At 73.0% G+C, this 13,872-nt stretch carries 9 protein-coding genes; 7 read left to right on the top strand and 2 right to left on the bottom strand.

Annotated features, from left to right (window positions below; all coding sequences use genetic code 11):
- The first annotated feature begins 12 nt into the window (after nucleotides 1–12).
- The 4 genes from OIB37_RS33270 (at nucleotide 13) to OIB37_RS33255 (ending at nucleotide 6,466) form a co-directional block, all read left to right on the top strand.
- Nucleotides 13–819 carry an HlyD family efflux transporter periplasmic adaptor subunit gene (locus OIB37_RS33270; RefSeq protein ID WP_330461314.1) on the top strand — a complete coding sequence of 269 codons (807 nt, stop codon included), beginning with the start codon at nucleotides 13–15 and terminating at the stop codon, nucleotides 817–819.
- Between the two features lie 113 nt (nucleotides 820–932).
- Nucleotides 933–3,050, top strand: coding sequence for an NHLP family bacteriocin export ABC transporter peptidase/permease/ATPase subunit (locus tag OIB37_RS33265; protein WP_443058297.1), 2,118 nt, complete (start codon nucleotides 933–935; stop codon nucleotides 3,048–3,050).
- Between the two features lies 1 nt (nucleotide 3,051).
- On the top strand, nucleotides 3,052–5,868 hold the full coding sequence (locus OIB37_RS33260; RefSeq protein ID WP_330461312.1) for an NHLP bacteriocin export ABC transporter permease/ATPase subunit: 2,817 nt from the start codon (nucleotides 3,052–3,054) through the stop codon (nucleotides 5,866–5,868).
- Nucleotides 5,869–5,908: 40 nt separating this feature from the next.
- Nucleotides 5,909–6,466 carry a GNAT family N-acetyltransferase gene (locus OIB37_RS33255; protein ID WP_330461311.1) on the top strand — a complete coding sequence of 186 codons (558 nt, stop codon included), beginning with the start codon at nucleotides 5,909–5,911 and terminating at the stop codon, nucleotides 6,464–6,466.
- Between the two features lie 289 nt (nucleotides 6,467–6,755).
- Here OIB37_RS33255 and OIB37_RS33250 read toward each other — a convergent pair whose 3' ends face one another.
- Nucleotides 6,756–7,190 carry a protease inhibitor gene (locus OIB37_RS33250; protein WP_330461310.1) on the bottom strand — a complete coding sequence of 145 codons (435 nt, stop codon included), beginning with the start codon at nucleotides 7,188–7,190 and terminating at the stop codon, nucleotides 6,756–6,758.
- Between the two features lie 662 nt (nucleotides 7,191–7,852).
- On the opposite strand from OIB37_RS33250, the gene OIB37_RS33245 reads away from it, so the two are divergent.
- From OIB37_RS33245 to OIB37_RS33235, 3 genes are all read left to right on the top strand, one after another.
- Nucleotides 7,853–9,472 (top strand): purine-cytosine permease family protein, encoded by a 1,620-nt coding sequence (locus OIB37_RS33245; protein ID WP_330461309.1) that lies wholly within the window; start codon nucleotides 7,853–7,855, stop codon nucleotides 9,470–9,472.
- Entirely contained in the window at nucleotides 9,469–10,140 is a 672-nt protein-coding gene (locus OIB37_RS33240) for a cyclase family protein (protein ID WP_330461308.1), read from the top strand. Before OIB37_RS33245 ends, OIB37_RS33240 begins: the two co-directional genes overlap by 4 nt.
- Nucleotides 10,141–10,247: 107 nt before the next feature.
- Nucleotides 10,248–11,417, top strand: coding sequence for a lactate 2-monooxygenase (locus OIB37_RS33235; protein WP_330461307.1), 1,170 nt, complete (start codon nucleotides 10,248–10,250; stop codon nucleotides 11,415–11,417).
- Between the two features lie 632 nt (nucleotides 11,418–12,049).
- On the opposite strand, the gene OIB37_RS33230 is transcribed toward OIB37_RS33235, so the two are convergent.
- Nucleotides 12,050–13,846 carry an RICIN domain-containing protein gene (locus tag OIB37_RS33230; protein WP_330461306.1) on the bottom strand — a complete coding sequence of 599 codons (1,797 nt, stop codon included), beginning with the start codon at nucleotides 13,844–13,846 and terminating at the stop codon, nucleotides 12,050–12,052.
- Between the last annotated feature and the right edge of the window lie 26 nt (nucleotides 13,847–13,872).

The following is a 13,872-nucleotide window of genomic DNA, read 5'->3' as shown; positions in this document are numbered from 1 at the left end:
GAGGGAAGTTCCGTGCAGTTCCGCCAACAGGCCCTCTCCAAGCTCCAGTCGCCGGAGGATCTCGACCTTCCGGTGCGTCTGGCGCGCCCGCAGGGCTGGCTCGCGCTGGGTGTCACCGTCGTCGTCATGGCGGCGGCCTCCGTGTGGGCGGTGACCGGTTCGGTCGCCTCCACCGTCAGCGCCCAGGCCATCCTCACGCACGGGCAGGGCAGTTATCTGCTCCAGAGTCCCGTGGCCGGCCAGGTGACGGCCGTGCTCGCCAAGGAGGGCGAGCGGCTGCCCGCCAACGCCCCCGTTCTCAAAGTCCGTACCGAGCAGGGCGATTCACTGATCCGGACGGTCGCCGCCGGCCGGGTCACCGCGCTCGCCGCGACGATCGGGCAGATCATCCAGACCGGTGCGAACGTCGCCGCCGTCGAGAAGGTGGCGCACGCCTCCGACCCGCTGTACGCGACGGTGTACGTGCCCGCCGAGAACGCCGCCGCCATCCCGGCGCACGCCGCCGTGGACCTGACCGTGCCCTCCGTGCCGACACAGCAGTACGGCGTGCTGCGCGGGCATGTGAAGTCGGTGGACCGCACCGCGCAGTCCGCCCAGTCGATCGCCGCGTTCCTCGGCGACAGCCAGCTCGGCCGGCAGTTCACGGACAAGGGCCGACCGGTCGCCGTCCTGGTCGCGCTGGACAGGTCATCCTCGACGAAGAGCGGTTACCACTGGTCGTCCGCGGACGGTCCGCCGTTCGCACTCGACTCCATGACCCTGGCCGCGGGTTCGATCCGGCTGGCCGACCAGCGTCCCGTCGATTGGCTGCTCCCGTGACCGTCCAGACCGGTGATCCCCAGGAGACCCGCAGCCGCAGGCGGGCCGCCCCGGCCCGGCGCCCGGTCCCCAAGTCCCGTACCGGCACGGTCCGTACGCCCACCGTGCTGCAGATGGAAGCCGTCGAGTGCGGCGCGGCCTCGCTGGCGATGGTGCTCGGCCACTACGGCCGGCACGTGCCTCTGGAGGAACTGCGCATCGCCTGCGGTGTCTCCCGCGACGGTTCGCGCGCGAGCAACCTGCTGAAGGCGGCGCGCAGTTACGGCCTGACCGCCAAGGGCATGCAGATGGACCTGGCCGCCCTCGCCGAGGTGCGGGCACCGGCCATCCTCTTCTGGGAGTTCAACCACTACGTCGTCTACGACGGCATGGGCCGCCGCTTCGGCCGGCGCGGGGTGTACATCAACGACCCCGCCAAGGGCCGCCGGTTCGTGCCCATGGAGGAGTTCGACGGCAGCTTCACCGGTGTGGTGCTGGTGCTGGAGCCCGGCGACGGCTTCACCAAGGGCGGCCGCAAGTCGGGCGTGCTCGGCGCGATGCCGGCCCGGCTGCGCGGTACCGCGGGCACCCTGCCCGCGGCGGTGCTGTCCAGCCTGCTGCTGGTGGCGGTGGGCGCGGCGACGCCGGCGCTGAGCCGTACCTACATCGACATGTTCCTCATCGGCGGGCAGACCTCGCTGCTGGGCGTGCTGTTCACGTCGATGGCCACCTGTGTGCTGCTCACCCTGGTGCTGACCTGGCTGCAGCAGGCCAACCTGCTGCACGGCCGGATCATCTCCTCCACCCTCTCCAGCGCCCGCTTCCTGCGCCATCTGCTGCGGCTGCCGGTGACCTTCTTCTCCCAGCGCAGCCCGGCCGACCTGGTGCAGCGCCTGCAGTCCAACGACGCGGTCGCCGAGACCCTGGCCCGCGACCTCGCGGCGGCGGGCGTGGACGCGATCGTGGTCGTGCTGTACGCGGTGCTGCTGTACACCTACGACCCGCAGCTGACCTTCCTCGGCATCGGTGTGGCCCTGCTGAACGTGGTGGCCATGCGCATGGTCATCCGGCTGCGCGCGACGCGTACGGCGAAGCTGCGCGCGGACACGGCGCGGCTGACCAACACGGCGTACAGCGGTCTGCAGTTGATCGAGACGATGAAGGCGACCGGCGGCGAGGACGGCTACTTCCGCAAGTGGGCGGGGCAGCACGCCACCACGCTGGAGGAGGAGCAGCGGCTCGGGGTGCCGAGCGCGTGGCTCGGTGTGGTCGCGCCGACGCTGGCCACGTTCAACAGCGCGCTGATCCTGTGGATCGGCGGTATGCGGGCGGTCGAGGGGCACATCTCGGTCGGTCTGCTGGTCGCCTTCCAGGCGCTGGTGGCCCGCTTCACGGCCCCGCTGACCCGGCTCAACGGTGTCGCGGGCCGCATCCAGGATTTCGCGGCCGACGTGGCCCGGCTGAAGGACGTGGAGAACTTCCAGGCCGACCCGCTCTACGCCCGCCCGGGCGGGGGCGACTCCACGCGCCGGCTGCACGGGCACGTGGAACTGGAGAACGTCACCTTCGGCTACAGCCCGCTGGACAAGCCGCTGCTGAGCGGTTTCGACCTGGTCGTGGGCCCTGGGCAGCAGGTGGCGCTGGTGGGCGGTTCGGGCAGCGGCAAGTCGACGGTCTCGCGGCTGATCTCGGGCCTGTACGCGCCGTGGGACGGCGTGATCCGCATCGACGGCCGCCGTCTGGACGACATCCCGCGTGGCGCCCTCGCCTCCTCGGTGTCCTTCGTCGACCAGGACGTGTTCCTGTTCGAGGGTTCGGTCCGCGACAACGTGGCCCTGTGGGACCCGTCGATCTCCGACGAGGCGGTGGTGGAGGCGCTGCGGGACGCGGCCCTGTACGACGTGGTGACCCGCCGGCCGGGGGGCATCCACAGCATGGTCGAGCAGGACGGCCGGAACTTCTCCGGCGGGCAGCGCCAGCGTCTGGAGATCGCGCGGGCGCTGGTGCGCCGGCCGAGCATCCTCGTGCTGGACGAGGTCACCAGCGCCCTGGACGCGGAGACGGAACTGGTCGTGATGGACAACCTGCGCCGGCGCGGCTGCGCCTGCGTGGTGATCGCCCACCGGCTGAGCACCGTCCGCGACAGCGACGAGATCGTCGTGCTCCAGCACGGCACGGTCGTCGAACGCGGGCGGCACGAAGAGCTGGTGGCGCGCGGCGGAGCGTACGCCGCGCTGGTCAAGGAACGGTGAGATGACGTCCGTGCACGAAGAGGACCTCGTCCTCGGCGCCCTGGGCTCGATGGGCACGCGGGTCGACTGCGCCGGCCTCAACCGCCTGGACCTGGAGGGTCCGCAGGTGGTGTGGCTGGTCGCGGCCGGCGCGCTGGACCTGTTCGCGGTGGACGCCGCCCAGCAGGGCCACTGGCACCACCTGGGCCGTCTGGAGGCGGGCGCGCTGCTGCTCGGCCCGGTCGCGGGACCCCAGCACACGCTGGTGGCGCGCCCGGTCCGGGACTGCGTGGTCCACCGCGTCAACCTGCGCGAGCTGTACCAGACCGCCGACACCCAGACCTGGTCGTACGACGAGTACGGCAACCCGCAGTACGTTCCGCCGACTTCGAGTCCGCTGGAGTACGCCATCGCGCTGGGCGTCGGCCGCGGCCTGTCCGTCCTCTTCCAGGCGCCGATGGCCGAGGAGCGGACGACGGCGCCCTCCGACGACGACGTGTTCTGGATGCAGGTGCCGCCGGGCAGCGTGCAGTACGGCTCGGTGTACGGGGCGGACGCCGCCGCCGATCTGCTGATGGACCCCGCGCTGTGGCAGAGCATGGTCGACCAGCAGTACCGGCTGCTGACCGCGCTGGACCGGTGGATCGAGCAGCTGGAGCGCACCCACGAGACGCGTGCGGCGGCCGGCATCAAGGCCGGTGAGGCGGTTCGCGTCCAGGCCGACCAGACGCTGCTGGCCTCCATCGGCAAGCGTTCGTCCCGCCCCACGACGGCCGCCGACGCCGACGCCGGGTACGCGGCCTGCAAGCTGGTCGCCGAGGCGGCCGGGATCAGGCTGGCCGAGCCCGCGCAGAGCGGCACGGAGAGCGAGCGGCTCGACCCCGTCGAGCGGGTGGCCCTGGCCTCCCGGGTGCGCACCCGCGCGGTGCGTCTGGACGGCCGCTGGTGGCGGGAGAACGTGGGTCCGCTGGTCGGGCACCGGGCGCTGTCGGGGGCGCCGGTGGCGCTGCTGTGGCGGCGCGGCGGCTATGTGGCCGTCCAGCCGGCGACCGGACGCGAGACCCCGATCGAGAAGGCGAACGCGGAGGAGTTCGAGCCGCGCGCGGTGATGTTCTACCGGCCGCTGCCGGAACGCCGGCTCGGTGCGCTCGAACTGCTCCGCTTCAGCATGCGCGGCACCCGCGGCGACCTGGTCAACCTGATGCTCGCCGGACTGGTGACGGTGGCGATCGGCGCGCTGGTGCCCATCGCCACGGGCAAGGTGCTCGGCGAGTACGTGCCGAAGGCGCAGACGGGTCTGATCGTCCAGGTCTGTCTGGCCGTGATGATCAGCGGGGTGGTGTCGGCCGCGTTCACGCTGCTGGAGAACCTGACGATCCTGCGTCTGGAGGGCCGTATCGAGGCGGCGCTCCAGCCGGCCGTCTGGGACCGGCTGCTGCGGCTGCCGACCCGGTTCTTCACCAAGCGCTCCACCGGTGAGCTGGCCAGTGCCGCCATGGGCATCAGCTCGATCCGGCGGCTGCTGGCGGGAGTCGGACCGGTGGTCGCGCAGTCGGCGACCGTCGGCGCGATGAACGTGGGACTGCTGTTCTGGTACAGCGCGCCGATGGCGTTCGCGGCGATCGGGATGCTGGTCGTCATCGCCGCGGTGTTCCTCGGGCTGGGGTTGTGGCAGGTGCGCTGGCAGCGGCGCCTGGTGACGCTCGGCAACAAGCTGAACAACCAGGCGTTCCAGACGCTGCGGGGGCTGCCGAAACTGCGGGTCGCGGCGGCTGAGAACTACGCGTACGCCGCCTGGGCGCGGGAGTTCGCGCGCAGCCGGGAGCTCCAGCAGAAGGTCGGCCGGATCAAGAACGTCACCTCGGTGCTGGGCGCGGTGTACCTGCCGGTCTGCACGCTGCTGATGTTCGTCCTGCTGGCGGGTCCGGCCAGGGGCGCGATGTCGGCGGCGGCCTTCCTCACCTTCAACACCGCGGTGACGATGGTCCTGACGTCGGTCACCCAGCTGACCAGCTCCTTCGTCTCGGCGGTGGCCGCGCTGCCGCTGTTCGAGGAGATCAAGCCGGTTCTGGAGGCCACCCCCGAGGTGCGCACGGCCAGCACGCGTCCGGGTCCGCTGACGGGCGCGCTGGAGGCCCGCCGCCTGTCCTTCCGGTACGCCGACGACGGGCCCCTCGTGCTGGACGACGTGTCCTTCGCGATCCGCCCCGGCGAGTTCGTGGCGGTCGTCGGCCCCAGCGGCTGCGGCAAGTCCACCCTGCTGCGCCTGCTCATCGGTTTCGACAAGCCGGTCTCCGGCAGTGTCCTGTACGACGGCCAGGACCTCGGGGCGCTGGACCAGTCGGCGGTGCGCCGCCAGTGCGGTGTCGTGCTCCAGCACGCCCAGCCCTTCACCGGCTCCATCCTGGACGTCATCTGCGGCACCGAGCCGTACACGCCGGAGGAGGCGATGGCGGCCGCGGCGATGGCGGGTCTCGCGGAGGACATCCAGCGCATGCCCATGGGTCTGCACACGATCGTCGCGGGCAACGGCGCGATCTCCGGTGGCCAGCGCCAGCGCCTGATGATCGCGCAGGCGCTGATCCGCCGTCCGCGCATCCTCTTCTTCGACGAGGCCACCAGCGCGCTCGACAACGACACCCAGCGCACGGTCATCGACAGCACCCGCAAGCTGAACGCCACCCGTGTCGTCATCGCCCACCGCCTGTCGACGGTGATGGACGCGGACCGCGTCGTCGTGATGGAGGACGGCAAGGTCATCCAGCAGGGCACGCCCGCGGAACTGCTCGCGGACACCCAGGGCCGGCTGCACGAGCTGGTGCGCCGCCAGATGACCTGACGGCGGCGGCCGGGCACCGGGCAGGACCTAGGATTCCGCAATGATCAATGGCGAACTGGTAAGGCTGCGTGCCCTGAGGGCCGAGGACGCGGAGCACCATCTCCGGTGGCGCAACGACCCGGAGGTGGTGCGCTGGGCCGCGGCGGGCGACCCGTGCTTCGGGCCGGTCAGCGCAGAGGCGCTCGGGCGCGGCTTCGAGACCATGCTGCGGCTGAGCCCGCGGGAGTCCGCCGTGTTCACGGTCGAGACCCTGACGGACGGGCGGGTGATAGGCATGGCCGACTACCGCGACCTGGACGCGCACGACGGGGTGGCCACGCTGGGAGTCACCATCGGCGAGCGGGAGTTCTGGGGGCGCGGGCACGGCACCGACGCGCTGCGGACCCTCGTGGACCATCTGTTCGGCGCGTACGGCCTCGGCCGCCTGGAGCTGGACACGTGGAGCGGCAACGAACGCGCGGTGCGCGCCTTCACCAGGATGGGCTTCGTGGAGGAGGGCCGGCGCCGGTCGGCCGTCCTGGTCGACGGGGCGCGGTACGACCGTGTGCTCTTCGGGATGCTCCGCGAGGAGTGGGCGAGCAGCCGCGTGCCGCGCTGATCGGGGAAGCCGCGCGCACACGCGCGACCGCGGCGGCCGCCGTCCCTCCGGGGACGGCGGCCGCTCCTCGCTTTCGTCTGCACGCTGGTTGAAACCGGTTGTTTTTGGCCGCTTCCCGGGCGGCCCCCCACGGACCGACCCGGGAAGCGGTGGTGCCACCGGGAGCCGGCGGGAGGCCCCACACCGCCCGCCTGCCCCGGCACGAGATCGCGAATTTCCCCGGTCCAGGGGCCGCACTCCCCAGTTGCGAGCCTGATCCGGCGTCACGGGGACCACGCGATCCCGGTCCTCAGAACGCGAAGACGCTGCTGTTCAGCGCGTCCTTCGCGCACGTGTTGCCGAAGGTGCGTTCGTACGAGACACGTTGGCCCTGCCATACCCCCTGGACCGTGACGACGACGGGTTCGTACCGCTTGGTGCACCACACGTCGTCGCGGGTCTTCAGTGCCGCGAAGTCCCCGCCGACGCCGCGCAGTTCGGCGCAGGCCAGGCCGGCGGCGGGATGGGTGCCGGAGGGGGTCGGGGCGCAGTTGAGGGTGACGGCGCGCTCCGGTGTGACGGTGGCGGCGGTGTCGCCGTGTCCGGTGGTGAGCACCAGCGCCGATGGGGCGTAGAGCGACGGTGCGGCGGTGTCCGGTGCGGCGCCGGCGACCCCGGTCAGGGGTCCGCAGACGGCGGTGGCGGCGAAGGTGAGAGTCGCCGCCCAGCGCGCGGTGTTCCGCATGGTGTGCATCCTTCCGCTCGATCAGACGGGGCGCCGGCTCCGGCCCGGTGGGCTCCGGAGCGGCGAGCGCCACTCTGCCGAGTCCGGCGGCGAAACACACATCGACCCCACAGGTTTGAGTAACCTTGCGTGTTGAATCAGTGGCGCGAAGTCACGGAACTCGAACACCATGACCGCGCAAATGGGCGGCTCTTGATCGTCGAACACCGCCGGATGGCCGAAAAACACCTCTTCGTTAATAGGCCTGAAACATTCAGGCCCCGGCGGCCCCGAACCCCTTCACGCCTCCTTCACGACTTCTCGCGTTCATGCGCGCCCGGATCCCAGAAGCTCCACGAACGCACCCGCGAGGCCCGCACGGTGACGGCGCGCGAGACCGGACGGCGGGTCCGGGAGACGGGTCCGGGCAGCGGTTCCGGACGACGCATCCGCGCAGCAGGTACTGAAGACAGGCCCTGACGACGGGAAGTAGCCGATTCCTCCACCGGTGACCGAGAAGATGGATGAAACGTCCTCTGGCCGACGGTCTCGCCCGCGCCGTACCTTCGGCAGACCTTTCCAGGACGTGATCGCCGCCGCCCCGTATCCCCGTGGCGGCGACGGGCCGTTCACCACCCCGCGCCATCAAGCGCTCCACTGCCGCGAACCTCGCTGGAGCCCCGTTGACCTCACAGTTCCCCGACTCCCCGACCGCCGAACCGTCCGACTCCCCCACCGCACCGCCCCCGTCCCTCACCGAGGTCGAGCCCTACGGCGTCGAGCGCATCCCCGACACGGAGCGGACCGCGACCCCGCTCGACCTCTTCCGGGTCGCCTTCGGCGGCGCCAACACCTTCTCCACCTGCGTCCTCGGCGCCTTCCCGATCCTCTTCGGGCTCTCCTTCTGGCAGGGCCTCGCGGCCACCTTGCTCGGTGTCGTCGCGGGCGCGCTGATCCTGTGTCCGATGGCGGTGTTCGGCCCGGTCAACGGCACCAACAACGCCGTCGCCTCCTCCGCGCACCTGGGCGTGCACGGCCGTGTGGTCGGTTCGTTCCTGTCGCTGCTGACGGCGATCGCGTTCTTCTCCATCTCGGTGTGGAGCTCCGGCGACGCCCTGGTGGGCGGCGCGCACCGGCTGTTCGGCCTGGAGCGCAGCACGCCCGCGTACGTCGTGGCGTACGCGCTGTTCGCGGGGCTGGTGCTCGCGGTGTGCGTGTACGGCTTCCGGTTCATGCTCTTCGTCAACAAGATCGCCGTCGCCTCGGCGACCGTGCTGTTCCTGCTCGGCGCCATCGCCTTCGCCGGTGACTTCGACCCGTCGTACGCCGGTGTCTTCACGGCTCACGCGAACGCGGCGACCCAGTCGATGTTCTGGCCGTCGTTCATCGGCGCGGCGCTCATCGTGCTCTCCAACCCGGTGTCGTTCGGCGCCTTCCTCGGCGACTGGGCGCGCTACATCCCGGCGGACACCCCGCGCCGCAAGGTCGTCGGCGCCGCGTTCCTCTCGCAGATCGCGACCCTTCTGCCGTTCGTCTTCGGTCTGGCGACCGCGAGCATCATCGCGGCGAAGGCGCCGAAGTACGTCGACCCGGCAGCGCCCGACTTCGTGGGCGGCCTGCTGGCGATCTCGCCGAGCTGGTTCTTCCTGCCGGTGTGTCTGCTCGCGCTGATCGGCGGCATGTCGACCGGCACCACCTCGCTGTACGGCACCGGCCTGGACTTCTCGTCGGTGTTCCCGAAGCTGTCCCGGGTGCAGGCGACGCTGCTGGTCGGCGTGCTGTCCATCGCGTTCATCTTCATCGGCCGGTTCGCCCTGGACCTCGTGCAGTCGATCTCGACGTTCGCCACGATGATCATCACCTGCACCACGCCGTGGATGATCGTGATGATGCTCGGCTTCTGGACCCGGCGCGGCTGGTACGACCCGGACGCGCTCCAGGTCTTCAACCGCCGTCAGCGCGGCGGCCGTTACTGGTTCGCGCACGGCTGGAACTGGCGCGGTATGACCGCCTGGTGGGTGTCGGCGGTGATCGGCGTGCTGTTCACCGACATCCCGGGGCAGTTCGTCGGCCCGCTGGGAGACCTGGCGAACGGCGTCGACATCAGCCTGCCGCTGTCGCTGGCCGTGGCCGCCGTGCTGTTCCTGGCCCTGCTGTGGCTGTTCCCCGAACCGCGGGCGGCGTACGGGCCCGAGGGCGCCCGGCTGGCCCGTACCGTCGACGTGCCGGTGCCGCCGATCACCGGTCCGGGCACGGACGTCGACGGCGTGTCCCCCGCGCTCGTCACCGAGGGCGGCCGATGAGCGCCTGGCTGGACCTGTCGGTACCCGTGGAGACCGGGATGCCCGTCTACCCCGGTGATCCGGAGGTCACGGTCTCCCCCGCCCTGCACGCCCCGACCGACGGCGTCAACGTCCTGAGCCTGCACATGGGTTCGCAGTCGGGCACCCATGTCGACGCCCCGTACCACGTGGACGACGCGTGGCCCCGGCTGGACGAACTGCCGCTGGACCTGTTCGCCGGGCCCGCGGTGGTCGCCGACGTACGGGGTCTGCCGCCCCGGGCGCCGATCACGCCCGACCGGCTGGCGCCGGCGCTCGACGCGCTCGCCGCCGCGCCGGGCTCGTCGCTGCTGCTGGTGACCGGCTGGTCCCGGCACTGGGGCACGCCGGAGTACCTGGCCCACCCCTGGCTCACCCCGGAGGCGGCCCGAGCCGTCACGGACACGGGCACGCGCATGGTGGCCGTCGACGCGCTGAGCGTCGACCCGACGCCCGAACCCGGTGATCCGGACGCGGACTTCGGTCTGCCCGCCCACCGGGTGCTGTGCGGCGCGGGCGGGGTGATCGCGGAGAACCTCACGGGGCTGGAGCAATTGGTGGGCGCGCGGGAGGTCGAGGTGTTCCTCTTCCCGCTGCGGCTGCCGGGGGCGGACGGCGCCCCGGTGCGGGCGGTCGCCCGCGTGGGCTGACGCCCGCCGCGGTTCCGTCCGCCGGTCACCGCCGGTGGACGGAACCGCACCCGCCCGCGAGTATCGACGCCACGAGCGGGATCGACGACGAGAGGCGGTACGCACGGATGGCGAAGCACTGGGCCGACTTCCAGTACGAGATCTACCTGAACGGGATGGCGGGGACCGTACCGCGGCTGCCCACCGACCTCACCCGGCTGGAAGAGCTGACCGAACAGCGGCTCGGCCCCGGCCCGGTGGGGTACGTCGCGGGCAGCGCCGGTGACGGCAGCACCGCGCGCGCCAACCGCGCGGCCCTGGAACGGCGCGTGATCGTCCCTCGCATGCTGCGGGACGTGAGCGAACGGGACCTGTCCGTCGAGGTGTTGGGCCGCCCGCTGGCCGCCCCGCTGGCCCTGGCGCCCGTGGGCGTGCTGTCGATCATGCACCCGGAGGCCGAACTCGCCGCCGCCCGGGCCGCCGCCGCTCAGGGCGTGCCCTACACCCTCTCCTCCGCCTCCAGCACTCCGATGGAGCAGGTGGCGGAGGCGATGGGGGACGCCGAGCGGTGGTTCCAGCTGTACTGGGGCAAGGACCGTGAGGTGACGCGGAGTTTCCTCGCCCGCGCGAAGGCGGCCGGGTTCACCGCGCTGGTCGTCACGCTGGACACGCCGCTGCTGGCCTGGCGCCCGCGCGACCTGGACCAGGCATACCTGCCGTTCCTGCACGGAGTGGGCACCGCCAACTACTTCACCGACCCGGCCTTCCAGGCGGGCCTGGCGAAGCCGGTCCACGAGGACCCGAACGCGGCCGTGATGCACTTCCTCGGCCTGTTCGGGGACGCCGGACACACCTGGCCGGACCTCGGCTTCCTCCGGGAGCACTGGGACGGCCCGATCGTCCTCAAGGGCATACTGCACCCCGACGACGCGCGGCTCGCCGCCGAGGCCGGCGTGGACGGGGTCGTGGTCTCCAACCACGGCGGACGCCAGGTGGCCGGCTCCGTCGCGGCGGCGGACGCCCTGCCCCGCGTCGCGCAGGCCGTCGGCGACCGCCTGACCGTGCTCTTCGACAGCGGCATCCGCACCGGCTCCGACGTCTTCAAGGCCCTCGCCCTCGGCGCCCGCGGGGTCCTCCTCGGCCGGCCGTACGTGTACGGGCTCGGCCTCGACGGACAGCCGGGCGTCGAGCACGTCATCCGCTGCGTCCTCGCGGAACTCGACCTGACCCTCGCCCTGTCCGGCCACTCCACCCCCACGACGGTCACGGCGGACGACCTCACGGAGCCGTCCGCCTGAAACCCGGCCCGGCACACGGCGGCCGCGCCCGCGTGGGAGCGGCCGCCGCATCCCGGTCCGGGCCGCGTACGTCTCCGTGGCGGGCGGAGAACGGGCGCGGGCCGACTGCGCGTGCTCGGCGAGCGCGGGCGGGGACGGGGACGGGGCCGCGGGCAGGGCCGGCGTCACGGAAGCGGGGAGCGCCGGCCGGTCTCGCGATGGCTCGGTGTCCCTCCCCGGCCGGGTGCGGGAACGCGCCGGCGGCTCGGTGCCCCGCCGCCCGGCCTCACCCCGTCCCGGCGCCCGGCCTCATCCCGTCCCAGCGCCGGACGCGCTCACGCGGCAGGGGGCGAGGTGAATCGCGCACCGTGACGCCGCGACGCCATGTCACCAGGACACCGGAGCACCCCGCGACGCGGCACGCCCACGCCCCGGCACGCCCGCGCGAAGCGACGCCGTGGCGGTCGGACGGCGAACCGGAGCCGGTCCGTGGCAACGATGTCAGCCCCCGTACACGACGCCCGCGACGCCCACGCCGCCGACACCGCCCCACGCCCGATCCCCGAACCCGTCATCCACTGCACCCCACGACCGCCCCACGACCGCCGCAGGACCGCGACCCGACAGGACCGAGGCGGAACCGCTCACGCCCGTCACGCCCCCTGGTCCGCCTCCGCCGGCCGCGCGGAGCGGCCGTCACCGCCGACGACCGACAGCGAACCCGACCCCGCCGACGGCGTGTCGGCCTGCCAGCGCTGGTCGGGCGACCGGTCCCGGGCCGTGACGACGATGTCGGCGCCAGGGCGGGTGCCGGTCGCGGCGAGGGCGAGCGTGGGGTCCCAGCGGGGCAGCAACTCGCCCTGCACGGTGAGGTCGTACCGCACGTCGTCACCCCGCGCCGTGCCGATGTCGGCGCAGGTCCCGAGGATGACCACGGCGGCGTCGGCACGCGAGTCCAGGCACAGGCCGGAATCCACCATGCTGTGCAGCAGCCCGTCGGCGTCGTACATCCACTGCTGGGTCCCGGCCGAGGAGCAGGCGGCGAGCAGCACGCCGGCGCCGGCCTCGGGCGTGCCCTTGACGTCCAGGCACAGGCCGGCGGCGGCGCTGTTGTGCAGCCGGGTCGCCCGTCCGGCGGACGGCAGGCCCGCGGGGCCCGACGCCGTACCCGGGGTGTCGGCCACCGGCGAGCGGGCGTCGGTGCCGGAGGCGGCGGCCGGAGAGGACGCGACGCCGCCGCCGGGTGTGGCGCCGGTGGCGGTGACCGGGTCGGCGTGGGCACCCCCTTGGGGCCAGACGCTGACGGCGAGCACGGTCGCGAGCAGTCCCACGGAGGCGACGCCGAAGCCGGTGAGCAGCGTCCTGGAGGACGGCCCGGCACCGGACACACGGCGGTCCGGGGTGAACGCCCGGTCGAGGCCGCCGGAGTCGCCGCCGCGTCGGCGCCTGCCCGGCTCGGTACCCCCGGCCGGCGTCCCGGCTCCGCCCTCCTCCCGGCGCCGGCCGCCGGACGCCGAGCCCCGGGACAGCAGTCCGGGGAGCCCGGTTCCGCCGCCGCCCCGCCGTCGGCCGCCGGAACGCCCGGCGGCGCCGCGCGAACCGGCCGCGCTCGGACGGGTACGGCCGGGGCGCGAGTCGACGTAGCGGCGGGCGCCCCAGCCGAGGACGGCCTCGGCGAGCAGGAGGCCGAGGGCGGCGTCGATCCGGCCGAGCTGGTCGGCGGCGTGCCGGCAGTAGGGGCAGGCGGCGAGGTGTTCGCGGACGTCGGGAAGCAGGTCGCCGCCCCGGCGGATCGGGACGTCGAGCAGACGGTTGTAGTGGCGGCAGTCGTTGCTGGGCGCGAGTTCCCGGTGGGCGCGGACGCAGCCTTCGCGGAATCTGTCGCGGGCCTCCTCGCGCGCGGCCGCCGCGCTGTCGGTGTCCAGGCCGAGGAGCGCGGCGGGGACGCTCACCGGCTCGGCGTCGACCTCGGTGTGCCAGAGCAGGGCCTGTCCGAGCAGGGGAAGGTTGCGGAAGGAGTGTTCGGCGAGGGCGCGGTTCTCCGGTATCAGGGACTTCGCCGTGCTCATGCCGCGCCCTCCGGCGGGATTCTCCAGGCCGGGCAGGGCGGCGGCGACGCGCTCCGTGGCGGCCCAGTTGGCGGCGGTGTCCCGGACGGCGCCCAGCAGCCGGGGCCGGAGCGCCTCCGCGGGTTCACCGAGGGCGAGCCGGTCGAGGATCTGGTGGAAGGCGGCTCCGGTGACCATGTGGGCGAGGGGCCCGGGCGTGGCCAGGCAGATGACGGCGTAGTCGTGCGCGGGCTGCCAGTGCCGGGCCATCAGCAGCGCGGCGGACCGGGAGGCCTCCGCGTCGGAACCGGCGCGCAGCGGGGCGGCGAGGGAGTCGTCGGACTCACCGGGATCGCCGCCGGGTGGCGGGTAGGCGGGACGAGGGGAGTGGGGGGTGGGCACTCGGCGGATTCCTTTGGCGCGTGTGG

It is taken from the genome of Streptomyces sp. NBC_00820 (assembly GCF_036347055.1).
Lineage (GTDB): Bacteria > Actinomycetota > Actinomycetes > Streptomycetales > Streptomycetaceae > Streptomyces.
Note: the sequence above shows the minus strand (reverse complement) of the source record. Positions and strands in the feature narration are given on the sequence as shown.

Coding starts and splice junctions, on each gene's coding strand:
- OIB37_RS33255 (WP_330461311.1), top strand. CDS start 5,909: ATGATCAATGGCGAACTGGTAAGGCTGCGTGCCCTGAGGGCCGAGGAC.
- OIB37_RS33250 (WP_330461310.1), bottom strand. CDS start 7,190: ATGCGGAACACCGCGCGCTGGGCGGCGACTCTCACCTTCGCCGCCACC.
- OIB37_RS33235 (WP_330461307.1), top strand. CDS start 10,248: ATGGCGAAGCACTGGGCCGACTTCCAGTACGAGATCTACCTGAACGGG.
- OIB37_RS33260 (WP_330461312.1), top strand. CDS start 3,052: ATGACGTCCGTGCACGAAGAGGACCTCGTCCTCGGCGCCCTGGGCTCG.
- OIB37_RS33265 (WP_443058297.1), top strand. CDS start 933: ATGGAAGCCGTCGAGTGCGGCGCGGCCTCGCTGGCGATGGTGCTCGGC.
- OIB37_RS33240 (WP_330461308.1), top strand. CDS start 9,469: ATGAGCGCCTGGCTGGACCTGTCGGTACCCGTGGAGACCGGGATGCCC.